The 23,515-nt window shown below is 36.6% G+C and carries 19 protein-coding genes; 7 read left to right on the top strand and 12 right to left on the bottom strand.

Annotated features, from left to right (window positions below):
* Positions 1-10: 10 nt before the first annotated feature.
* Positions 11-1,876, bottom strand: a complete 1,866-nt coding sequence (locus A1704_RS07915; protein WP_062672306.1) for a M1 family metallopeptidase — start codon at positions 1,874-1,876, stop codon at positions 11-13.
* Between the two features lie 106 nt (positions 1,877-1,982).
* On the bottom strand, positions 1,983-4,352 hold the full coding sequence (locus A1704_RS07920) for an outer membrane beta-barrel family protein (RefSeq protein WP_062672234.1): 2,370 nt from the start codon (positions 4,350-4,352) through the stop codon (positions 1,983-1,985).
* Between the two features lie 248 nt (positions 4,353-4,600).
* Here A1704_RS07920 and A1704_RS07925 point away from each other — a divergent pair, with 248 nt between their 5' ends.
* Together A1704_RS07925 and A1704_RS07930 are read left to right on the top strand one after the other, a co-directional pair.
* Positions 4,601-5,923 carry a sensor histidine kinase gene (locus tag A1704_RS07925; RefSeq protein ID WP_062672236.1) on the top strand — a complete coding sequence of 441 codons (1,323 nt, stop codon included), beginning with the start codon at positions 4,601-4,603 and terminating at the stop codon, positions 5,921-5,923.
* Positions 5,913-6,599, top strand: coding sequence for a response regulator transcription factor (locus A1704_RS07930; RefSeq protein WP_062672238.1), 687 nt, complete (start codon positions 5,913-5,915; stop codon positions 6,597-6,599). The genes A1704_RS07925 and A1704_RS07930 overlap by 11 nt, the downstream gene beginning before the upstream one ends.
* A 3-nt stretch (positions 6,600-6,602) precedes the next feature.
* Here A1704_RS07930 and A1704_RS07935 read toward each other — a convergent pair whose 3' ends face one another.
* The 9 genes from A1704_RS07935 to A1704_RS07975 all read right to left on the bottom strand — a co-directional run bounded on the left by A1704_RS07935 (position 6,603) and on the right by A1704_RS07975 (position 14,807).
* Positions 6,603-7,430 (bottom strand): endonuclease/exonuclease/phosphatase family protein, encoded by an 828-nt coding sequence (locus A1704_RS07935; protein WP_062672240.1) that lies wholly within the window; start codon positions 7,428-7,430, stop codon positions 6,603-6,605.
* Positions 7,431-7,496: 66 nt separating this feature from the next.
* Positions 7,497-7,700 carry a hypothetical protein gene (locus tag A1704_RS07940; RefSeq protein ID WP_062672242.1) on the bottom strand — a complete coding sequence of 68 codons (204 nt, stop codon included), beginning with the start codon at positions 7,698-7,700 and terminating at the stop codon, positions 7,497-7,499.
* Positions 7,697-8,959 carry a S8 family peptidase gene (locus A1704_RS07945; protein WP_062672244.1) on the bottom strand — a complete coding sequence of 421 codons (1,263 nt, stop codon included), beginning with the start codon at positions 8,957-8,959 and terminating at the stop codon, positions 7,697-7,699. The genes A1704_RS07940 and A1704_RS07945 overlap by 4 nt, the downstream gene beginning before the upstream one ends.
* A gap of 11 nt (positions 8,960-8,970) precedes the next feature.
* A complete protein-coding gene (locus tag A1704_RS07950; RefSeq protein WP_062672246.1) occupies positions 8,971-9,549 on the bottom strand; it encodes a hypothetical protein in 579 nt (192 codons plus the stop codon).
* A complete protein-coding gene (locus A1704_RS07955; protein ID WP_062672247.1) occupies positions 9,549-10,244 on the bottom strand; it encodes a hypothetical protein in 696 nt (231 codons plus the stop codon). Before A1704_RS07955 ends, A1704_RS07950 begins: the two co-directional genes overlap by 1 nt.
* A 15-nt stretch (positions 10,245-10,259) precedes the next feature.
* Positions 10,260-11,147, bottom strand: coding sequence for a DUF2589 domain-containing protein (locus A1704_RS07960; RefSeq protein ID WP_062672248.1), 888 nt, complete (start codon positions 11,145-11,147; stop codon positions 10,260-10,262).
* Between the two features lie 166 nt (positions 11,148-11,313).
* Positions 11,314-13,254: a M1 family metallopeptidase gene (locus tag A1704_RS07965; protein ID WP_062672249.1), complete on the bottom strand. Its 1,941-nt coding sequence runs from the start codon at positions 13,252-13,254 to the stop codon at positions 11,314-11,316.
* Positions 13,255-13,338: 84 nt separating this feature from the next.
* Positions 13,339-14,220, bottom strand: a complete 882-nt coding sequence (locus tag A1704_RS07970; RefSeq protein WP_062672250.1) for an SDR family oxidoreductase — start codon at positions 14,218-14,220, stop codon at positions 13,339-13,341.
* A gap of 176 nt (positions 14,221-14,396) precedes the next feature.
* The gene (locus tag A1704_RS07975) at positions 14,397-14,807 is read right to left on the bottom strand and encodes a DUF1573 domain-containing protein (protein ID WP_062672251.1); all 411 of its coding nucleotides are present in this window, start codon (positions 14,805-14,807) and stop codon (positions 14,397-14,399) included.
* A 159-nt stretch (positions 14,808-14,966) separates the two neighbouring features.
* On the opposite strand from A1704_RS07975, the gene A1704_RS07980 reads away from it, so the two are divergent.
* The 3 genes from A1704_RS07980 (at position 14,967) to A1704_RS07990 (ending at position 19,291) form a co-directional block, all read left to right on the top strand.
* A complete protein-coding gene (locus tag A1704_RS07980; RefSeq protein ID WP_062672253.1) occupies positions 14,967-16,220 on the top strand; it encodes a sensor histidine kinase in 1,254 nt (417 codons plus the stop codon).
* Positions 16,221-16,232: 12 nt separating this feature from the next.
* Positions 16,233-16,916: a response regulator transcription factor gene (locus A1704_RS07985; protein ID WP_062672255.1), complete on the top strand. Its 684-nt coding sequence runs from the start codon at positions 16,233-16,235 to the stop codon at positions 16,914-16,916.
* Positions 16,917-16,993: 77 nt separating this feature from the next.
* Positions 16,994-19,291: a GH92 family glycosyl hydrolase gene (locus tag A1704_RS07990; RefSeq protein WP_082798735.1), complete on the top strand. Its 2,298-nt coding sequence runs from the start codon at positions 16,994-16,996 to the stop codon at positions 19,289-19,291.
* 160 nt (positions 19,292-19,451) lie between these two features.
* Here the strand turns inward: A1704_RS07990 and A1704_RS07995 are convergent, their stop codons facing one another.
* Complete coding sequence (locus A1704_RS07995) at positions 19,452-20,789, bottom strand: dihydroorotase (protein WP_062672257.1); 1,338 nt, start codon at positions 20,787-20,789, stop codon at positions 19,452-19,454.
* Positions 20,790-20,890: 101 nt separating this feature from the next.
* Here A1704_RS07995 and A1704_RS08000 point away from each other — a divergent pair, with 101 nt between their 5' ends.
* Both A1704_RS08000 and A1704_RS08005 read left to right on the top strand, forming a co-directional pair.
* Positions 20,891-22,318, top strand: coding sequence for an oligosaccharide flippase family protein (locus A1704_RS08000; RefSeq protein WP_062672259.1), 1,428 nt, complete (start codon positions 20,891-20,893; stop codon positions 22,316-22,318).
* Between the two features lie 153 nt (positions 22,319-22,471).
* A complete protein-coding gene (locus tag A1704_RS08005; protein ID WP_062672261.1) occupies positions 22,472-23,488 on the top strand; it encodes a sugar phosphate nucleotidyltransferase in 1,017 nt (338 codons plus the stop codon).
* Positions 23,489-23,515: the final 27 nt, after the last annotated feature.

The raw sequence follows: 23,515 nt of genomic DNA on the forward strand, positions 1-23,515 counted from the left end.
AGGCTTTTTTTTATAACTTTTTACGATTATCATCCGGAGTATAATCCATAAAGATATCTCCATCCAGCTGTACAGATTTTACTTTCTTTTTAATAGGAATCACCAGATCAGTCAGTTTCTGATCTTTTTCCCAAACTGAAGGAGAAAAATGAATTTTCTCCGTAGTTCCATTATCATAAGACAATATAGCATCAAACGGAATGGCAAAACCTCCTACATTTGCAACGTTTATGGTAAGCATGTCATTCATCTGTGATGCTCCTGTTACTTTTAAGTCAATATAATTATTGGTATAAAACCAATTCTGGAAGAACCAGTTCAGATTTTTTCCTGATCCTGTATTCATAGAATTAAAATAATCCCATGGAACAGGATGTTTTCCCTTCCAGTTGTCCATATAATGGTGCAATGCTTTTTTGAAGAGTTCATCTCCCAAATAATCTTTCAAAGCCAGATAAGACAATGATGATTTTACATAAGAGTTGTTTCCGTATCCGGCGCCACTTACCTGCGTACTCATCGTGATCACTGGTTGATCCTGCTCAGCAGAAGGATCATTGATCCATTTTTTAACACGGAAGTTTTTATAAAATTCTTTAGCTGCAGCCTCACCTTTTTCATCAATTCCTATAAGATATTCCAGCGTGGTTGCCCAGCCTTCATCCATAAATGCATATCTTGTTTCATTGATTCCCATATAGAAAGGGAAATAAGTATGGGCAATTTCATGATCTGCCGTCAACCTGGCATCATTAAGATCATCAGGAATACTGGTATCATTAATCATCATAGGATATTCCATATCTGCATATCCCTGAATAGCCGTCATTACATTGTAAGGATATTCTACACCCGGCCAGTTTTTTGAAAACCAATCCAGATTATAGCGCATCCAGTCTACATAATGTTCAAAATCTTTCGCTCCGTTTTTATATCCTGCCTGAACGCTGGCTCTTTTTGTTTTTAACTCAACACTGGCAGCATCCCACACATAATGGTTACTCATTGCAAAACAGAAATCTGTAATATGATTTGCTTTAAATTTCCAGATATTCCACTTGTTCTGCTTGGTTACTTTTCCGGACTTCATTTCCTGCTCTGTGGCAATATGCATCAGCTTATCACTTTTCAGGGAAGCTTTATACCTTTTTAAATATTCCGGCTGAAGAACAGCTTCCGGGTTCAGAAAATCTCCGGTTGCCCAAACTACATAATTTTTTGGTGCAGTGATGGCAAAACTGTAATCATTGAAATCATTGTAAAATTCCTGTCTGTCTGAGTGCTGAAGCATATCCCATCCATTATAATCATCATACACGGAAATTCTTGGAAAAGAGTATGCCACATAGAATGTTTCAGGATCAATCTGCCCTTCTCTTCCACTCTGAACTGACAATGGATATTCCCACTCTATTTTAACCTCAGCTTTTGATTTAGATTTTAAAGCAGATTTTAATTGTACTTTTTCAACAGTACTCCAGTCATCACTGTTGATCTCATATTTTATGTTGTTTACAGTAAAGGATTTAATTTTCAGTCCGGATGAAAGGAAATCTTTGGATACAAATCCTGATCTTGGCGACTGTGGTTTGTGAAGGTTATTCACAAATCGTATAGCCAGTTCATTCAGATTATCCGGGCTGTTGTTGGTATAAACAATAGTTTCTTTTCCGGAAACTATTTTTGTAGCAGCATCTACTTTCACCTCTACATTATACACTCCTTTATTCTGCCAGTAGTTTTTTCCTGGCGCTCCGGAGATATCACGTGTTCCTCTCTCGTACGCTTTTTTGATATTCCTCGGCATATACAATTCCTGAGCTGACAATTGCAGTAAACAAACTGCAATCAGCATTCCGGAAAAAATTTTCTTCATAGCAATCTTTTTAAAGATAAGCATCAAAAATAGCGAAAATGTACCATCAGACGATTATTCTTTCGCGATAATATTTCACTGTAATAAACTTTTACATTAAAATATTCTACAATCGATCCTGTTCAGCGGTCTTCTTAATTGTTTTTGCATTTTTAACCGATTGATTTCCAAAGTTGAATTTCAATGAAAATGTTACTCCCTGAGTATCGATATAATCAAGAAAATAATTATCCTGATTTGCATATTTTGTACTGACTTTCTGCTCTGTAGATCTGAAAATATCGCTAAAAATAAGGCTGGCTTCCAGTTTTTTACTAAAGAATTTTCTATTCATTACAAAATAGGCTGACCATAAAGAAGATATTCTGAAAGTTCCCTGTATGCCTGGAGAATAGTAACGGTGTCCCATTTCCATTTTCCAGTCGCTGCTTTTATCCAGCGTAAAGCTTGTTGAGATGTTAGATACCCAGTTCCAGACTTTATTTTTATACAACATTCCATCAATTCCTTTGAAATAATTTTCATTATGCTCAAGATTTTCAGAAAGGATAATATTCCACCAGGATTTCACCTGGAAATTTTTGTACAAGCTTACTCCAAAAGCTTCTCCTTTCTCAATATTGGTAAAATAATAAATCAAACTGTTAGTACTTGGTTCCTGATAGGAGATTTCCATGGAAGGATATATTTCTTTTCTGTAATACAAATCCAGATTCCAGTCTTTCCAGGAATAAGTAAGATTGAGATTATGAGTAATTGTAGCTTTTAATTTTGGATCTCCCTGATAATAGGAAAAAAGATTATAATAAGATTTTGCAGGATTCAACCATGAATAGGAAGGTCTGCTGATTCTTTTCCCATAGGAGAACCCAAATTCCTGTTTGTTTTCTGTGGTATATTGTGCATAAAAAGTGGGAAAGAATTTCCAATAGTTACTTTTATTCAATTCATGAGGTTCTGAAACCACCCCTTCAAGATTTGTCATTTCCGCACGAAGTCCACCTTTGAAGCTCCATTTCCCGACATTGTAGGCTAACGAAGAATATAGGGCAAAATTGTGTTCTTTATAATCAAAAACACTGCTTTTTTCCGGCCTGTATTGTAATGCTCCGTTCTCATTATCTGAGAAATCAAGCTGACTGCTTGTCTTTACAAAACTATATTTTGTACCGGATTCAAGTTCAAACTTATCATCTTTCCACTGATAATCGAATTGGGTAGAATACAGCTGAACATCCGCTTTATTCTCAGTGAGGAAATTATCTTCTTTCGGTGGCTGTCCTGCAAAGTTTAAGTATGTAATAACATTTTGGTATTTATCCACATTATTTCCGGTAAAATAATTGATCCATGAAAGACTGCTTTTCTTATTCAGCTTGCGATCTATCTGAAAACTTACCGAGTTATTGATGGAACGGGAACGGTGATCATTGATTGTTGTATAATCAGATTCCACTATATCCTGCTGGTTATAGATCAATGTAGGAACATTATAAGTTCCGAAGGACTTTGGAGAAAAATACCCTGAGTAGTTGAGGCTTAGATTGGTTAAACTGTCCAGTTCATATTCCGCATTAAAATTCAGGGTATTCTGGTTATTGTTTTTATCCTTCCTGTTCATCGTACTTACCCATCGGGTTTGGCTTTCCGGATAGTTTACATAATCTGTTCCTTCCCGGTAGTACGTTCCCAGCCCTTTATAATAGCTTCCCATTAAGGAAAGTTTATCTTTTTTATAATATTGAGAGAGACCAAATACACCTTTCGCATATTGTGTCTGCACATATTTGGATGAAAGAATACCACGGTAGCCTTCAATTTTATTCTTTTTCAGAACGATATTCAGTACTGCGCTTCCTGAAGCTTCATATTTGGCAGGCGGATTGGTAATCACTTCTACAGATTTCACTTCATCTCCCTGTGTATTTTCCAGAAGATTTTTAAGCTCATCCCCTGTCAGCATTACTTTTTTATCATTAATCGTCACCAGAATTCCGGTACTTCCCTTTACACTCAATACACTGTTGTTAATGGTAACACTGGGTGTATTTTTTAGAATTTCCCAGGCATTGAGTGAGGAAATATTACTGTTTTCCACATTAAATTCAAGACGGTCTACCTTTCTTTTCACCAAAGGTTTACGTTTCGTCATGACTACTCCTTCTATTTCCTGAGATTCTTTTTTAAGAACAATGTTCAGAGGTTCAGACTCTGTTAAATCCACTTTTTTCTCAAATAAAGAATATCCCTGATTTTTAATGACCAGCTTTATATATTCCTCTGCAATATCCTCCAGTACAAATTTCCCATTGTCATCCGTTTCTAATTCTTTAATTAATTTATCCTGAGTATTATACACTTTCACTTTTACAGATGAGAGCTTTTCGTTTTCAGTATTCACCACTGTTCCTCCAGCTTTTTGTTTCTGGGCAAGAATCAAAATGGGAAAACACAAAAGAAAAAGAATTTTATACATGGTTATTTTTTTATCCTTTCCAACAAAAACTGCTGTTCTGTTCTATGGGGACAAAATTCCAATTTGACTGGAAAAAATACGGTTAACAGAAGGTTAATGATGGGTTAATGTCTTTTCTGGTTTCAAAACATCCAGATTCAGACAGAAGGATAAATCTTTATTTTGGAAGATTCAAAACTATGGTTAATGGAAGGTTAATAATAAAATAATCATTTCCTGAAAATGGCTAAAGTTTTATCTTTGTTTTAATGATAGCCAAGAGTAAAATTCTCATCCCGGTTTTTGCCGCTCTATTCCTGCTTTTACTGGGAATTCAGGTTTATTTTATGTATAAAACCTATCAGGTAAAAGAGAGGGACATCTACAGATCTGTGAATGATGGGCTTACCAATTACACAGATAATCTTGAGGACATTCAGGAGGCTAAAGAAAGAAATGATGATTCTCTTCAGGAAATCATTATACAGTATCATAATAAGGAGATCAGCAAAAAAGATTTTCTCCGCTATTTCATAGAAAACAGAAAATCTGCCAGAGAAAGGCTGATTCATTATATCGACAGCCGCTACCAAAAAGACGGTTACGAAATCTCTGCAAGAATACGGTATCTTTCCATTGTTCATCTACCGGACAGCTCAAAAGTGATTACCGAACCTATTGTCATTTTTGAAACGCAGGATAAACTAAAAAATCCACGCATTGCCAGTAACGGAAGCTGGGAAACCTCAACCACTAAAAGAGATGATACGGAAACAGGGCAAGTTGAAAAAAAGAATACTTTTCTTGTGAAAACCCAGACCGATTTTGAAATCAGAAATATAAAAAGCATTGTTTTCAAAGAGCTTACCTTATTGATCATTTGTTGCATTATTCTTCTTTCAGGAGTTCTTCTGCTTTATATTTTCACGATAAGAAATCTTATTCAGCAGCAGAAGCAGGTGGAAGTTCTCCACAACATTGTGGATAACATTTCACATGAGTTTAAAACGCCTATCGCTACTTTAAAAATAGCTTCGAAAGCATTAAAAAAAGAATGGAATCCTGAAACGCTTCCTCTTATTGACAGACAGATTTCACGTCTTGAAAGCCTAATGTTTCAGCTTCATAAAGATGAAATTCCTGATGATATGACCGCCATACAACCTGAAGACTGGAACTTTTTTATTCAGGATCTTTCCGTTACTTATTCAACTACAGATTTTAAGCTTGAAAATACAGTTTCACAAGAGCTTCCTTTTGATAAAAACTTAATGGAAACGGTCATTAAAAACCTTTGTGAAAACAGTGTAAAATATGGAGCATCGGTTATTACAATACATGTGCGAAACGTTTCTCAACAATTAGAATTTGAAGTTTCCGACAACGGTCAGGGCATGGAAACAAAAGAGCTGAATAATATTTTCGAAAAATTTTACAGAATACAGAATAACAATATTCACAATAGCAAAGGTCTTGGTCTGGGCCTCTATTTCGTAAAAAAAATCATTACAAACTATGGTGGAAAAATAGAAGTTTCCAGCCATCTTCATACAGGCAGTACTTTTAAAATATTAATTCCTTATGAAAACTAAAATCCTTCTGGCAGAAGATGATCCGGATTTCGGAATGATTCTTAAGCAGTATCTTGAATTGGAAGATTTTGAAGTCAGCTGGTTTCAGAATCCGGAAGATATCGTACCATTGGTTCAGGCTGATTTTCCCTTTCAGATAGGAATTCTGGATGTGATGATGCCCAATATCGATGGCTTCTCACTGGCGAAAATGATCATTAAGGAAAGAAGTAATTTCCCTTTATTATTTTTAACGGCTAAAAATCAAAAAATAGACCGATTGACCGGATTGAAAATAGGTGCCGACGATTATATTTCCAAGCCTTGCGACCCTGAAGAACTTGTTTTACGAATTAAAAATATTCTGAAAAGAACACTTCCCGCCGTGATAGAAAGTCAGATAAAAATCGGAGAGTTTTCACTGGACACCACCAAACTTCTGTTGTCACATCCTAACGGAAATAATCGGTTGACTATACGGGAACAGGAACTTTTATTATATCTTCTGAAGCATAACCGGACGATCATCACCAGAGATAATATCCTGGATAATCTCTGGGAAACCAATGATTATTTTACCGGAAGAAGCCTGGATGTGTTTATCAGCAGACTTCGTAAATATTTCATCCATGATCCCCAAATAAAAATCCAATCCCTGAGAGGAATTGGATTTGAAATTGATTTTCCAACCAATTGATTTTTATAGAGAAAGATTCACAATCACCGGAAAATGGTCTGAAGGATACAAAAGATTTTCTCTTCTGTCATTGATGTGTCGGTGAGATCTTATTTTAAAGCCTTGTGTAAAAATATAATCTATTCTGTCTTTTGGAACTTCATTCACATTGAAGCCTGTGAAAGTTCCTACCGGGCCGTAATGCTTCGTCTCTGAATGATAGAAAGTATCTTTCATATTCTGGGAAAGGATTTTAATCGGTTCTGAATCATCTGTAAGGTTAAAATCTCCGCTCAGCGTTACCGGAAGATTTTTTGGATTCAGTTCTTTGATCTTTTTCAGAATCAATTCGGAAGATTTTACTCTTGCCACATTTCCTACATGATCAAAATGAAGATTCATGGCCAGGAATTCTTTCTTCGATTTTTTATCTTTAAATATGGCGTAAGTACAGATCCTGTTCAGTGCCGCATCCCAGCCTTTTGACGGTTTTTCCGGAGTTTCAGATAACCAGAACGTCCCGGATTTTACAATTTCTAGTTTGTTTGTGTCATAAAAGATAGCGGAAAATTCTCCTTTTTCTTTGCCGTCATCTCTTCCTACTCCTATATAATCATAGTTTTTTAATCCTGATTTAATATCTTTCATCTGTTCCGGAAGCGCTTCCTGTACTCCGAAATAATCAGGATAATAATACGTCAGTAAATCGGCAACGTCCTGCTTTCTTTTTGGCCAGGCATTGTCTTTATCCGACTCTACATTCAGTCTGATATTAAAACTCATTACGGTAAGGTCCTGTGAAAATCCCAATGCAAAAAACATCAGAAACACCATTGAAAATCTGAAATTCATATGTTATTTTATCATTAAGAGACAAAAATAAAACTTCTCTGTGACAGAAAAGCCTTATTGATGTGATTATATTGTTAAATTATCTTTTTCTTCTTCTATAGATATAAAATACTCCTGAAATTCAGACTCCAAAATGGAAATGTTACTTTCTAGCTTTACAACACCAATGGTTTTGTAGTGAGCAGCCAGTTTTATGCCTTTATTTTTGAGGAAAACTTCAAGCTTTTTTAAATTTATATCTTTCTTTAAAACTGCGAGATAAGTGATCATAAGTATATCTGTATTAAACCGTTTCCAATATCTCTGTATTTTATACCTTCAATAGGTCTTGCTTTGTTTTCAATCAGTTCCCAGATCTCTTTTGCTGATTTGTTAGGAAACTGTTCCATATACAAAGCGGCAAGTCCGGAAACATGTGGTGCAGCCATACTTGTACCGCTCATGCTGTAGTACAAATTACTTTTATTTTTTGCATTTTTAGGATACGAACTGATAATATCGACTCCGGGAGCACAGACATTGATACTTCCTCCTGTAGACGGGTTGAGGCCTGCATTTGAAAATCTTGCAATCTTCATCTGAGCGTCAATAGCTCCTACGGCCATAATTGATTTTGAATTGGCCGGCATTGAAACAGGTTGTGGAATCTGCGGTCTGTTGCTGTCATTTCCAGCCGCTGCGATAATAAGGCAGTTATTTTCCAGTGCTCTTTCTCCAATGGTTTCAAAAAGAACAGACGGCTGATCATCAAACTTCACCGGAGAAGCTAGTGAAAGAGACAATATTCTGAAATTCTTCGAAATGGCCCAGTCTATCGCATCAATGACACTGCTGGTAGTTCCTCTTCCATTATCTGCGAGTACTTTTGCTATTTTCAGGTTGCAATCCTTAGCTATTCCGTAACGTCTTCCGGTATCACTTCTTGTATTTCCTGTAGCTACACCTGCGCAGTGTGTACCGTGACCATTCGGATCTCTGTTCCAGTCTTCACCATCTATGAAAGATTTCCCTTCAATTTCTTCAGCGGAAAAATCGGGATGGGACGTTTCAAGGCCGGTATCAAGAATACAGATATCAATTCCTTTTCCTGTATAATTTGCATTTTCCAGTCCGATTGCTTTTAATCCCCATTCCATTTCAATGAATGATTTTTGAGGCAAAGGTTTATTTGTGATATATTTTTCAAGTTCTGAAATTTTTTCTGCAAGCCCAGCCGACTGCTTTTTAAGCTCATTAATCAATTGCAATTCATCTGCAGGAAAAAACTCTCTTTCTTTTTCGTAGTATACAATAGAATTGGATTCATCTTTCACAGCACTTTTCAATTGATCTTCATCCATATTTTCCACCACCAAAACCCCAAGATTTTTGTAAAGTACGCCATTGTCCTTATTAATGATTTCAAAAGAACGGTTTTCTTTAGACAGCAATTCTGAAGAGGTGATACTCACTTCCAGCTCTTTTTCAATTTTTTTAAGTGCATTTTTCTGCTGGTTCTGCAGCAGAACAATATATCTTCCGGTTTCCATAATGATCTTTTTTAAATTAATTTCAGAAATATCTTTTCGAGAATAAGAAAGATATCCTCCGGAATAATGGTCAGTCTGAGTTTCTTATTAATCCCGGATATCGCTGTATTCTGTTCAGCCAGTGAAGTCCAGAAACGTTCAATTTTAGGAACGGAATTCATATCTTTCAGCTTTTCATCGTCCAGAATTCCATTCTGATATAATGAGACAATGATTCCTGAAATAAGTTCTTCCGCATCCTCAAGTTTTTTGTTTTCCCTGGCATATATTTCCATGAGAATATCATAAATACTTTCCATCCCGTTAAATGAGAATCCTGCGAGCATTTCTCTTCTTCCCGTTATTATTTTTTCCATTTTAATAGGATTAAAGCCTCTTTTAACGGTAGAAATCATATTCATTACCTTCAGCACTTCAGATTCATGACTGGTGTTTCCTTTGGTACGGAAATACTCCAGAACCTCGTTGAGAAAAGCATCGAACCGGGCATCAAAGTCAAATGATTTTGACAGGTATAAAGCCTGAACTTCATTGAACTGTTCCAGCAGTTCTTTGATTTTCTGTACCGTAAAGTGAATAAGTTCCTGCATTACTCAAAAGTTATCTGTTCTATTTCGTTGCCGTCTTTATCTTTGTAAGACACAATTCTGATTCCTTCCTCCTCCATTTCCACATGAAGATTGATGAATAGTTTATCTTTATCTTCTGCTGCGCTTGTATTGGGATCTATGTAAATGCTGTTCAGCTTTGCATTCACCAGCGTATATTTATTCAGCAGAACTTTTGAAAAAATTTCTTTCAGTTCATCAGTTTCTTCTTCTGTTCCTTCCTGAGGTCTAAATATTCCGGAATTAAGAAGCTGCATTTTATTTCTGAGATCCAGTTTGAGCACTTCATTGGCTGGGAGCTGCCCGAATTTCTGATCATTTTTTTCCAGTTTACTGAACAGGGTTTTAAACTCTTCAGTTTGAATCTGTCTTTTATTTATTTCAGGAATATTAAATTTCTTCTCCTTATTCACCAGACGGATTCTTTCATTTATTTCTGTTACAAACTGATCTTCATTCAGTTTAAAATTATATTTGGAATCCGAATCGATATCAGTGATTTTAATCGGAATATCCATCTTTACACTAGGCAGAGCATAGCGCGGAACCTTAAAATACTTAAGATATTCATGTCGGGCATATTCTTTGGCAATAAGAACGGCATTCTCATCTGCTTTTTTACGAGCCTGAATTATCTCGTTATTGAGATAATCCAGGTAATCTGATAGTTTTATCATCTTTCGTAAAATCTTTTATTGTGAAAGAAGTCCAAGCACTTTTTCAAGCCCTGCAGGCATTTCGTCATTGGTGGCACGCACTTTTACCCCAAGAGAATATTCTTTTTCCACTTTGATTCCTGTACTGGAAGTTCTCTTATAGGATACGTCCACTTTGAATTTCACAGGTCCCCATCCACCGGATACTCCGGCATTGATCCCGAATTCATCACTTACGTCTTTTGTGTATGTAGAATTAAGTTTAACATTAAAGTCTACTTCACAGGTCTCAATTCTGAAGCTCGGAACATTCAGCAATGCAATAAAAGGCACTGAAATTTCCACGTCGTTCGGAATCGTTTTTGGGTTACTAGCACTTACCGGCTCATCTTCTTTAAAATCGGGATTCGGAATATTTTTTTTGTACTTGAATTCTGCCATTCTCAGTTTTTTAGGGCTGGCAGCATTGGCTGGATCTGTAAGCTCAAACCCGACTTCATTGATAAAATTAACGGTGGCAATAGAGGCATTAGACTGTGCTTTTACACAAGCATCCAAAGGTCCGCCAATAATAGTCGCAAAGTCGATGCTTCCCAATTCTGCTGCAAAATCTGCATTGGCAGCATCTGAAGTTCTGAAGATCTCCTCATCGGCAGCCATTCTACCGGCAATCAGTTTCATGATCTCAGAAGAGGCACCGGAAAAAGATTTTTCCCACTTTTCATCATAATTCTTTTTGAACTCGTCTACGATGGCTAATAATTCTTTATTCGTCAATGAACTCAGTTCTGAGGTTTCAATTCCTGACACTTTTTCATAGACTGCCGGAGTCAGTACTTTTTCTACTCCCGATAAAAGGTCGATTAACTCATTTTTTGTTTTTTTGGCGTGACTTGCTTCAAGCACTGATTTTAATGTTTCCATGTTTTTTGTTTTGATTAATATTGTGGGACAAAATTATATCACTGACTACCAAAACATTGTAGGGAAACCCCTCTACTTATCCCGGAAAAACACCCTAAAAATAAAAAGCCTGAACTTACTGTTGTAAGTTCAGGCTTTTATACTGCACAATTTTATCTTATATGAACTATGCAGGTCTTCTACTATTATTTTCCAGATTGACATCCGGAACAACAGAATTCGGATCCAGTTTCACCTCATCAATTTCCTTGCTGGATTCTACCTTGAATGTCCATTCAGTATTTCTTTTCCAAACTTCAACAGGAATTTTTACCATCTGTGTTGTTCCGTCTTTGAATTTGATTTGTACGGTTGTAGGCATTGGCAACTGTCCAATATTTTCAACCGTAATCTGAACGCCGTTTTTAAAGTTTCCGTTTACATATTGTACGTTCTTAACCGCCTGATCAATTTTCCATTTATTAAAGAACCATCCTCTCCAGAACCAGTTCAGTTCTTCTCCGGAAACGTTTTCCATCGTATGGAAGAAATCCCATGGCGTCGGATGTTTGAATGCCCAACGGTCAATATAGGTTCTGAATGCTTTGTCAAACTTTTCAGGTCCCAGAATTGCTTCTCTTAAAACTTCCAATCCTGTTCCCGGCTTATAGTAAGCCAATGCTCCGATACTTCTTTCTTTCATATTATCCGGACCTACCATTACAGGCTCCAGGCTGTCGGTTAGCAGATACGTTCCTGATCTTGCTAGATTCGGTTTACGGTAATATTCTCCTTTATTGAAAGCTTCCGTTGAAAGCCCGTTAATGAATGTATTGAACCCTTCATCCATCCATGCAAAAAGTCTTTCATTAGATCCAACGATCATAGGAAACCAGTTGTGTCCGAACTCATGGTCTGTAACCCCCCAAAGATCTTCTCCTTTGGAATCCATATGACAGAAAACAATTCCCGGATATTCCATTCCACCTTCGTTTCCTGTTACATTGGTGGCAGCCGGATAGGTATATTCATACCACTTTTTTGAATAATGCTCTATGGCCGCTTTAGTATACTCTGTAGATCTTCCCCACGCTTTATCACCGGCACTTTCTACTGGATAAGCAGAAATAGCTAAAGATTTCTTTCCACTGGGTAAATTGATTTTTGCAGCATCTAAAATAAATCCCGCAGATGATGCCCATGCAAAATCTCTTGTCTGATTAATTTTAAATTTCCAGGTCTTTGTTCCTGAAGTTTTATTTTTACCGATTTCAGACTCAGGGCGGATCATTACCGTTTTATCACTGTTTCTTGCCTCATTCCATCTGTTGATTTCTTCTTTGCTGTACACTTCTTTCTCATTCAGAAGTTCTCCGGATGCTACGACATAATGATTAGCCGGAACGGTAATATTGGCTGTGATATTTCCATATTCCAGATAAAACTCCGAAGCACCAAGGTAAGGAAGCGTATTCCATCCCATGACATCATCATATACGCACATTCTCGGATACCACTGTGCGATGGTAAATATTTTACCGTTTTTAGTATCCTGAACTCCCATTCTGTCTGAACCATACTCAGGAGAAATAAAAGAATATTCTATTTCTATCTTTGCCACACCTCCATTGGCTTTCAGCTCTTTGGGAAGATCAATCTGCATCCTTGTATCGGTAATGGTGTATTTTACATCTTTCTTACCATCCAGTTTAACTGATTTAATGGTATATCCACCGTTAAATTCTTCACCATGAGCTCCGTTTCTGCTCCCGGATAGCGGCACTACACCATTTCCTCTGGAATCTTTTGCAAACAGATTCTGATCCAGCTGCAGCCAGAGAAAACCTAATTTATCAGGACTGTTGTTGGTATAGGTAATCTGCGCTGTACCAGTAATTTCTTTTTTATCTTCATTCAGGCTGACGTTCAAATGATAATCTGCTGAATTCTGCCAGTAAGCATGTCCCGGCTGTCCGCTTGCAGAACGGGTAGCTGTACCTGTCTGCGGATAAAAGAACGGCTTAAATGCTTCTACATAATCATATTTCGGAGTCTGCTGTGCATATGCAGATCCTGAAAAGAGGACAACTGCAAGCGTCGAAACAAGGGTTGGAAGTTTAAATTTCATTTGAAAAAGTATTATTTAGTGTATAGGTAAAAAAAAATCCCGGATTTGTTACATATCCGGGAACTTTTTTAATATAAGTTTAATTTAATTTGACTTTTTTGCTTTAATCATGGCTTCCAAAGCATCCCACATTTCACGAGGAATCGCCTCAAGCATATTAAATTCTCCAGCTCCCTGAAGCCATTCTCCACCATCAATGGTTACCACTTCCCCATTCATATACGCTGAATAATCGGAAACCAGATAAGCCGCAAGGTTTGCAAGCTCCTGATGTTCCCCCACTCTTCTCAACGGAACTTTTTTCTTCATATCAAATTTCTCCTGCAGATCTCCCGGAAGAAGTCTGTCCCAAGCTCCTTTGGTTGGGAAAGGTCCTGGTGCAATGGCATTGAAACGGATTCCATATTTTGCCCATTCTACAGCCAGTGATCTGGTCATCGCCAGAACTCCTGCTTTTGCACAGGCTGATGGCACTACATAGGCAGAACCTGTCCATGCATAAGTAGTTACGATATTCAGTACTGTTCCCGGAGTTTTAGAATCGATCCAGTGTTTTCCTACTGAAAGGGTACAGTTTTTTGTTCCTTTTAAAACAATATCAAGGATAGAGTCAAACGCAGAGTGAGTCAGTTTTTCTGTGGGAGAGATAAAGTTTCCCGCAGCATTATTCAATAAAATATCAATCTTTCCGAATTCTTTCAGAGTTGCTTCTTTCATGGCTTCCACCTCATCCCAGTTTCTTACATCACAAGCTACACAAAGCACTTTCCCTCCTGTTTCCTCTTCCAGTTCCTTGGCTGTTCCCTGTAATTTTTCCAGGTTTCTGGAAGTAATCACTACTTTGGCACCCAGTTCAAGAAAGTATTTGGTCATTGCTTTTCCAAGGCCGCTTCCGCCTCCTGTTACAATCGCTACTTTATCTTTTAGTGCACCTTCGCGCAGCATAGGTTGTGTATATAGACTCATAAAATATTTTTTCTTAAAAATACTAAATATTGAAATGCAATCCTTTAAAATGGGTTGATAAATAATGCTACAAATAATTGTTCCTTATATTATTCTTAAATATAGATCAACCATTTTAAAAAAAAATAGCCTGATAATAATTACCCGGCTATTTTTTCATTTGTTAAAACAATATATTAAGAAGCTACCACTCCTTTGAAAGAAAGTGTCTTAGGAGTTTTGCTGTCACTAGTAGTAACGTTTACAGTCTTCATAAATGGTCCTACCGCTGCTGCGTTATAGCTGGCTTCTACAAATCCTTTTTTCCCTGGCTGAATAGGTGTTTTTGTATAATCCGCAGTGGTACATCCGCAAGAAGGAGCTACATTCTGGATAATGATTGGTTTTGAACTTGTATTCGTAAATTCAAATCTGATCAATTTCGGTTTTCCCTGAGGAATATTTCCTACATCGATAGATTCTGATTTCCATTTAATAGCATCTGCTACCATTTTCACAATGGATGGAGCGTCTGCAGTAAGTACATTAGCATAAAAAGGAGAGAATGCCAACACTGCCAAAAGAGCTGTAATTTTTAGTTTTTTCATGAGTATAAATTTTAATATTTGAAACTAATTATTTTCTTTCGATATAGCAAATGTAAAGCAGACTGTGATTACAACTTGTTAACCGTTATCTAACATTTGTTAACGAGTTGTTAATAATAAAAGATAAATAGATATTTTTGGATAATATTGTTTCAGGAAATGAAAATAAAAAGACTCAATATTATTATAACGCTTGGATTCGTTGCTATTATCGGAATTTTAATAGCACAATTGATGTGGACGATACAGGCTTATAATCTTGAAGATAAAAAGTTTAACCAAAAGGTCAATATTGCCTTAATGGAAGTCGCAGAAAAACTCTCAGGAGGAAAGACATCCTACACCGAAAATCCTGTACAGAATATTGCCAATGACTATTATGTGGTTAATATCAACAATGAATTTCACCCTGTTGTGCTTGAATATTATCTGAAAACAGAGTTTACCCGCTTCCAGATCAATACAGATTACGTGTATGCATTATACAATTGCCACAGCGATAAAATGATCTATGGAAAATACATGACCTCTCATCAGGAAAGTCCCGGCAGCAAGGTGATCAATTTTCCGAAGCATAAAAATCTGATCTATTACTTTTCCATACGCTTCCCGGACAAAACTACTTACCTGATCAGTTCATTACGGTTCTGGTATCTGCTTACATTTGCTCTTATTATCATACTTCTGGTATATGTATATTCTATCTATACCATTATTCAGCAGAAGAAGTTCTCGGAACTGCAGCGTGATTTTATCAATAATATGACTCATGAGTTTAAAACACCTTTATCCTCCATCCTGTTAGCATCAGAAGCGCTTAATAAACAGGAACTGGTACAGGATAATTCCAAACTGCAGACCTATACATCCATTATCATCAATCAAAGCCACAAGCTCAATAGCCACATTGAGAAAATTTTGAATATTGCGAAGAACGATGCAGCCGGACTATCATTAAAACCTCAAAAAATCCTGTTACAACCTTTTATTCAAGAGATTGCAGATAATATACAGCACAAAAATAAAGATCTCAGCATCGAAATCAATATTGAAAACAGTACTTCGGTAATGGCAGATGAATTTCACTTTACCAACATCATTTATAACCTGTTGGATAACTCCATTAAGTATTGTGAAATAAAACCTGTCATTAAAATTTCAGCTCACAAAGATTCAAAAGGATTATATTTAAAGTTTAAAGACAACGGAATGGGAATTCCCGCTAAAAATATTCCTCATATTTTTGAAAAATTTTATCGGGTACATACCAAAAGAAGTGAAGAAGTGAATGGTTTTGGTCTTGGATTATTTTATGTAAAAAAAGTAGTTCAGCAGCATCACTGGAAAATTTTTGTAGAAAATAATGAAGATAAAGGAATTACTACAACGCTCTTCTTCCCGTTTTCAAATTAATCTTGTGTAAGTATGGAGAAATCTAAAATTTTATATGCCGAAGATGACAAAACAATAGCTTTTCTGGTGGAAGACAGTTTGGAAAGTTATTATGATATCAGCTGTTATTCTGATGGAGAATCTGCGTTGGAAGCATTTAACAGCCAGGATTTTGATATCTGCCTTCTGGATATTATGATGCCTGGCATGAACGGATTTGAGGTGGCACAGCGAATCCGCAGTAAAAATGCTGAGGTTCCGATTATTTTTATCTCTGCAAAAGCATTAAAAGAAGATAGAATTAAAGGGCTTAAAATTGGAGCTGATGATTATCTGGTAAAACCGTTCAGTATTGAAGAACTGATGTTGAAAATTGAAGTTTTTCTGAAACGCACTAAGAAATCGGATACTTCCCCTCTACAATATAAAGTGGGCAAATATGATTTTGATCCAAAAAATTACACCCTGAAAGGTGCGGAAAACAATATTACCCTTACCCAAAGAGAGTCTGATCTTCTTTTATATTTTATCCGCCATAAAAATCTGGTGGTCAAAAGACAGGAAATCCTGAAGGCCATCTGGGGTGATGATGATTATTTCATGGGACGAAGCCTTGATGTATTTATTTCCCGATTAAGAAAAGTACTGGCTGAAGAGCAAAACGTTTTAATAGAAAACCTCCACGGAATAGGTTTCCGTTTTTCTGAAAAAGAGTAAATAGCATTCAAACTAATTTAAAACACAACAGAAAATGATGATTTTAATTAATTTTAAACTTTGAAAAATTGTCATTAATGAAAAATCGAAAGTCTATTGTTTTTCTTTCTCTAGCATTTTTAAGTGCAAACTTTTATGCCCAAAAATTTGAAAAATTAATACAATATGTCAATCCTCTGATCGGAACTGAAAAGATGGGACATACGTATCCGGGAGCCACCGTTCCTTTTGGTGCCGTACAGTTAAGCCCTGAAACAGACACCATTTCCTATGAACTCAATGGAAAATATAATGGTGAGGTTTATAAATACTGCGCCGGCTACCGTTATGAAGATAAAACCATTGTAGGTTTCAGTTCTACCCATTTCAGCGGAACAGGACATTCTGATCTGGGAGATTTTCTGGTGATGCCTACCATAGGAAAACTTCAGTTGAATCCGGGAACAGCTTCCCATCCGGAAAGTGGCTACAGAAGCAGATTTTCACACCAGAACGAAACAGCAGAAGCCGGATATTATAAAGTAAAACTGGATGATCACAATATCCTTGCAGAACTGACTGCCACACCAAGAGTAGGAATTCATCGCTATACTTTCCCGAAATCTGACCAGGCTCATATTATTCTTGATCTGATGGCTGGTATTTATAATTATGACGGGAAAAATGTATGGACATACGTTCGGGTAGAAAACGGAAATACCATCACAGGTTATCGGCAGACCAATGGCTGGGCAAGGACCAGAACCGTTTATTTCGCCATGAAGTTTTCAAAACCTTTTAAAGCTTACGGTCAGCAAAACTATGATGAAAAGCAGGTTTACAGAGGATTCTGGAGAAAATTCGACCAAAATCAGAATTTCCCGGAGATTGCAGGAAAGAACCTGAAAATGTATTTTGATTTTGATACCAATGAAAATGAAGCGATTGAAGTAAAACTGGCCATTTCTCCTGTAAGCCAGATCAATGCTTTGGAAAACCTCGAAAAAGAAGCCGGAAATATAACCTTCGATCAGGCTAAAACTCAAGCCCAGGACAATTGGAATAAGGAATTAAATAAAATTGTCATCAAAGGTTCTGATACGGAAAAAACCAACTTCTATACAGCAATGTATCATACCTTTATTAATCCTACCACTTATATGGACGTCAATGGAGAATATAAAGGGCTGGATCAGAATGTTCATAAAGCAGATGGCTTTACCAATTATACAACCTTCTCTCTGTGGGATACTTACCGCACGCTTCATCCTTTCTTTAATATCATTCAGCCTAAACGGAATGGTGACATGGTAAAATCTATGATGGCTCATTATAGTCAGTTTTCAATGAAAATGCTGCCCATCTGGTCACATTATGCTAATGACAACTGGTGTATGAGCGGATACCACAGTGTAAGTGTAGTAGCTGATGCCATTATTAAGGGAAATTATAAAGGTGATCCTGAAGAAGCATTGAAAGCTTGCATAGAAACTGCTAATAAAAGAAATTATGAAGGCATCGGACAATACATTGATCTTGGATATATTCCTGCTGAAAAGAACGGAACTTCAGTTTCCAATACATTAGAATATGCCTATGATGACTGGGCGATTGCTCAACTGGCAAAGTATTTAAACAAAACAGAAATTTATAATCAGTTTATCAAACGATCTGAAAACTGGAAAAATAATTTTGACAAAACCATCGGGTTTATGCGTCCACGTCTGGCAGATGGAAGCTTTAAGAAAGATTTTGATGTGCTAAGTACTCATGGGCAAGGTTTTATTGAAGGTAACTCGTGGAACTACAGTTTCTTTGTCCCGCAAAATCCTGATGAACTGATTACGATGATGGGTGGAAAGAAGAAATTTGCATCCAAACTGGACGAACTGTTCACCATGCATTTACCTGATGAATTCTTTGCAGACACTGAAGATATTACAAGGGAAGGAATTATCGGTGGATATGTTCACGGAAACGAACCTGCTCACCATGTTGCCTATTTTTATAACTGGGCCGGACAGCCATGGAAAGCACAGGCACAAATCCGCCGTATTCTTGAAATGCAATACAAAGCAACACCAGACGGGCTGGGCGGAAATGATGATGCCGGGCAAATGAGTGCATGGTATATTTTAAGTTCATTAGGTTTTTATCCTGTAGCTCCTGGATCAGAGAACTATTCTATCGGAAGCCCGGCGATTGATCACGCTGTACTGAATCTGGAAAATGGAAAAACTTTTGAAATTGAAGCGATCAATCAAGGTCCGGAAAATGTGTATGTTCAGAAAGTTCTTTTGAATGGAAAAGAGATTAAAAACTTTACATTAAAACATTCTGAGATTATGAATGGAGGAAAACTTACTTTTTACATGGGGAATAAAGCGAAAAGGTAAGATATTCTCGAAGATTGAGCGGATGAGCGGGTTTAAAAATCTGCGTAATCTCCTACATCTATGAGAATTAAGAATAGGTTTTGGCTGAAGCCAATGTGGGAGATCTAAAATAAAAAGAGCAGGCTAAAGCCCGCTCCTATTGAATTATAATATTTACTGATTAATCTCTAGGTTCAAAAAGCAATCTCTCTCCAAATTTCTCTTCTGCAATTGTACCATTGTCATACACCAAATGACCATTGACAAAAGTATGGGTAACTTTAGAGTGAAAATTCATCCCTTCCAATGGACTCCAGCCACATTTGTACAGTAAATTGTCTTTGGAAACCGTCCAGTCCTGGTTTAAATCTACTAAAACAAGATCAGCTTTATACCCTTCTCTCACAAAACCTCTTTTTTCAATTTTGAAAAGGATTGCCGGATTATGAGCCATCTTTTCAACAATTTTCTCAAGGGATATTTTACCGTTCTTATAGTTTTCAAGCATTACCACCAATGAATGCTGTACCAAAGGTGCTCCAGAAGGACATTTTGTGTATACGTTATTCTTCTCTTCTGCCGTATGCGGAGCGTGATCTGTAGCAATCACGTCTATTCTGTCGTCCAGTAATGCTTCCCAAAGAGCATCTTTATCTTTCTGGGTTTTTACAGCAGGATTCCATTTGATGAGGCCACCTCTTGTTTCATAATCTTCGTTGGTAAACGTAAGGTGATGAACACATACCTCAGCAGTGATTTTTTTATCTTTTAAAGGAATATCATTTCGGAAAAGCTCCATTTCCTTTGCTGTTGAAAGATGGAAAACGTGAAGTCTCGCTCCTGTTTTTTTTGCAAGCTCAATGGCTTTGGATGAAGACTTATAACACGCTTCTTCACTTCTGATCAAATGATGGAATTTTACAGGAATATCGTCCCCATACTCATCCATATATTTCTGTGTATTGGCTTTGATGGTAGCTTCATCTTCACAGTGCACAGCAATCAGCATTTTAGTATTACTGAAAATATTTTCCAGCGTTTCCGGATTATCCACAAGCATATTTCCTGTAGACGAACCTAAAAATAACTTGATTCCCGGAACATTTCTAGGGTTTGTTTTCAAAACTTCCTCCAGATTATCATTCGTTCCACCCATCATAAAACCGTAATTGGCATATGCTTTTTGGGAAGCGATCTCATACTTGTCTGCTAATAATTCCTGGGTTACTGCATTGGGAACAGTATTTGGCTGATCGATAAAACTCGTTATTCCTCCAGCTATGGCAGACCTTGATTCGCTTTCAATGTCTCCTTTATGAGTAAGTCCCGGCTCACGGAAATGCACCTGATCATCTATTACTCCGGGAAGAAGATATTTACCTGAACCATCAATAATCTGATCTGCATCTTCAGAAATGCCGGCAGCTATTTTAGAAATCAAATCATTTTCTATCAGGATATCACTTTCAAAGACTTTTCCTTCGTTAACGATATTTACGTTTTTTATAAGAACTTTCATTTCAATTTATTTCGCTGTAAAATTAAGATTTTAAGTTTTAATTCACCCCAAAATCGCAAAACGAATGCTTAAAGTTTTACATTTGCAAAAAAAATTCGGCTTTGTACAAGAAACTATTAGGACAGACCATCATCTACGGAGTAGGAGCAATAGCGCCAAGAATCATTCTATTCATCCTTAATCCACTTTTGATCTATAAGATTCCCAATGAAGGTTTTGCGATTTTCACTCAACTTTATGCGTGGATTTCATTTGTTAATATTATCCTTTCTTTTGGTTTTGAAACAGCCTATTTCAGATTTTCAGCAGAAGAGGATAACGAGAAAAAAACCTTCAATACCTCATTCTGGTTTTTATTTTCCACATCCACTCTTTTTCTTGCATTATGTTATTTGTTCAATCAGCCTATTGCAGATTATGCGGGATACCACAATAACCCTGAATACATCAGATGGTTTGCTATGATTGCCTTTTTTGACAATTTATTGGTGATCCCTTTTGCATGGCTTCGTTTCCACAATAAACCCATCAAATATTCTGCAGTAAGAGTTGTTCAGGCTATATTTCAGGCTGTTTTTACAGCCGCATTATTCTTCTGGATTCCGGAAAACATATCAAGAAGTATGGGGCTGGATCAAAATGTAGATTATCCGTTCTTCAGTAATCTGGCTGGAAGTGCCTTAGGCTTTTTATTATTACTTCCCATTATATTAAAGGTAAGATTTCAGTTTGTCACTTCATTGTTCGGGCGTATGATCAAATACTCCTTCCCACTGATGCTGGCAGGCCTTGCTTTTATGGTAAATGAAAATTTTGATAAATCCATACAGAGAAATCATATTTCAGACGAAGAAGCAGGCGCTTATGGAGGATGCTATAAACTTGCTGTACTGATGACATTATTTGTTACCGCATACAGAATGGGTATTGAGCCATTCTTTTTTAAACAGATGGATAAAGGTGATGCTAAAAAAACTTATGCCAACGTAGCGGAATACTTTGCCTTTTTTGCATGTGCCGTTGCTTTAGGGATCATTGCCAATATATCCTGGCTGAAAGCCGTTTTTATTCCTAATAAATCCTATTGGATCGCGATAGATATCATCCCGATTATCGTCATTGCCAATCTTTGCTTCGGAATCTATTATAACTTTTCAACCTGGTATAAAGTAACGGACAGAACCAGTATGGGAACTGTTATTTCATGGCTTGGGGCAGGGATCAATATAGGACTTAATCTTCTTGCTTTAAATTACTATCACAGCATGATGGGTTCCGCATGGGCTACTTTTGGAGCTTATATAATTATGATGATTGTTTCTTACCTTTTAGGTCAAAAATATTATCCTATTCCTTACAGAATGAAGAAAATGTCTTTCTTTATGATACTGCTTGGGGTTTTTAGTTTCATCATTGTAAAATATCTCAACTATAATATTCTAGCGAGTAATCTCCTCTTTTTCATCTTTACCGGAATTTTGATTTATTCTGAGAAAAACCTGATTTTATCGAGAATCAGAAAGAATTAAACTTTGGTCTTTATTTTGCTTGTACACCAACCTATTGTTAATTTAAACAATTATTTAAAAAGATATAAATCATACTTCGTTAAAGGTTTTAATTATTATCTTTAACCTAAATATTAAAAACAACTAATAAAACATCTTTTATACATATAATTTATGAAAATTATTGTCCCTATGGCTGGACGTGGTTCCAGATTACGTCCACATACACTGACAGTTCCAAAACCTCTTATACCTATTGCTGGAAAACCTATTGTACAGAGATTGGTAGAAGATATTGCTAAAGTTGCAGGAGAAAATATTGAAGAGGTAGCTTTTATCATCGGAGATTTTGGTCCTGAGATCGAAAGATCCCTTATTCAGATTGCTGAAAAGCTGGGAGCAAAGGGAAGTATTTATTATCAGAACGATCCTCTTGGTACAGCTCATGCGATCAAGTGTGCTGAGCAGTCTATGCAGGGAGATATCGTTATTGCTTTTGCAGATACTCTTTTCCGTGCAGACTTCCAACTGGATAAAAATTCTGATGGTGTAATCTGGGTGAAAAGTGTTGAAGACCCATCTGCTTTCGGAGTAGTAAAATTGGATAACTACGGCTTTATTACCGACTTTGTAGAAAAACCTAAGACTTACGTTTCTGATCTTGCTATCATTGGTATTTATTATTTCAACAGCGCTGAAAAGCTAATGGAAGAAATCAATTATATCATGGATAATGATATTAAAAATGGTGGTGAATATCAATTGACAACTGCTCTTGAAAACCTTAGAGCTAAAGGCGCTAAGTTTACCCTTGGAAAAGTAAATGACTGGATGGATTGTGGTAACAAAAATGCTACCGTAGAAACCAACAGCAAAATTCTTGAATATGAAAGAGAGGAAATGACACATTTTCCTGCTTCTGCTGTGATTGAAAACTCCCTGATCATTCAACCATGCTTTATTGGAGAAAATGTAAAAATATCCAATTCAAAAGTAGGACCTGGTGTTTCATTAGGAAACAATACCATCATTGTCAATTCAAATATTGAAAATTCCCTGATCCAGGAAAATACAAGAATCAACCATGGAAATCTATCCAATTCTATGATCGGTAATTCTGCACAATATTTCGGGGTTTCCAGAGAAATTTCTTTAGGTGACTATTCTGTTTTAGATTTTCTATCTAAATAAGAATAAAAATATTTAACTTAAACAACA

It is taken from the genome of Chryseobacterium cucumeris (assembly GCF_001593385.1).
GTDB classification, from domain to species: domain Bacteria; phylum Bacteroidota; class Bacteroidia; order Flavobacteriales; family Weeksellaceae; genus Chryseobacterium; species Chryseobacterium cucumeris.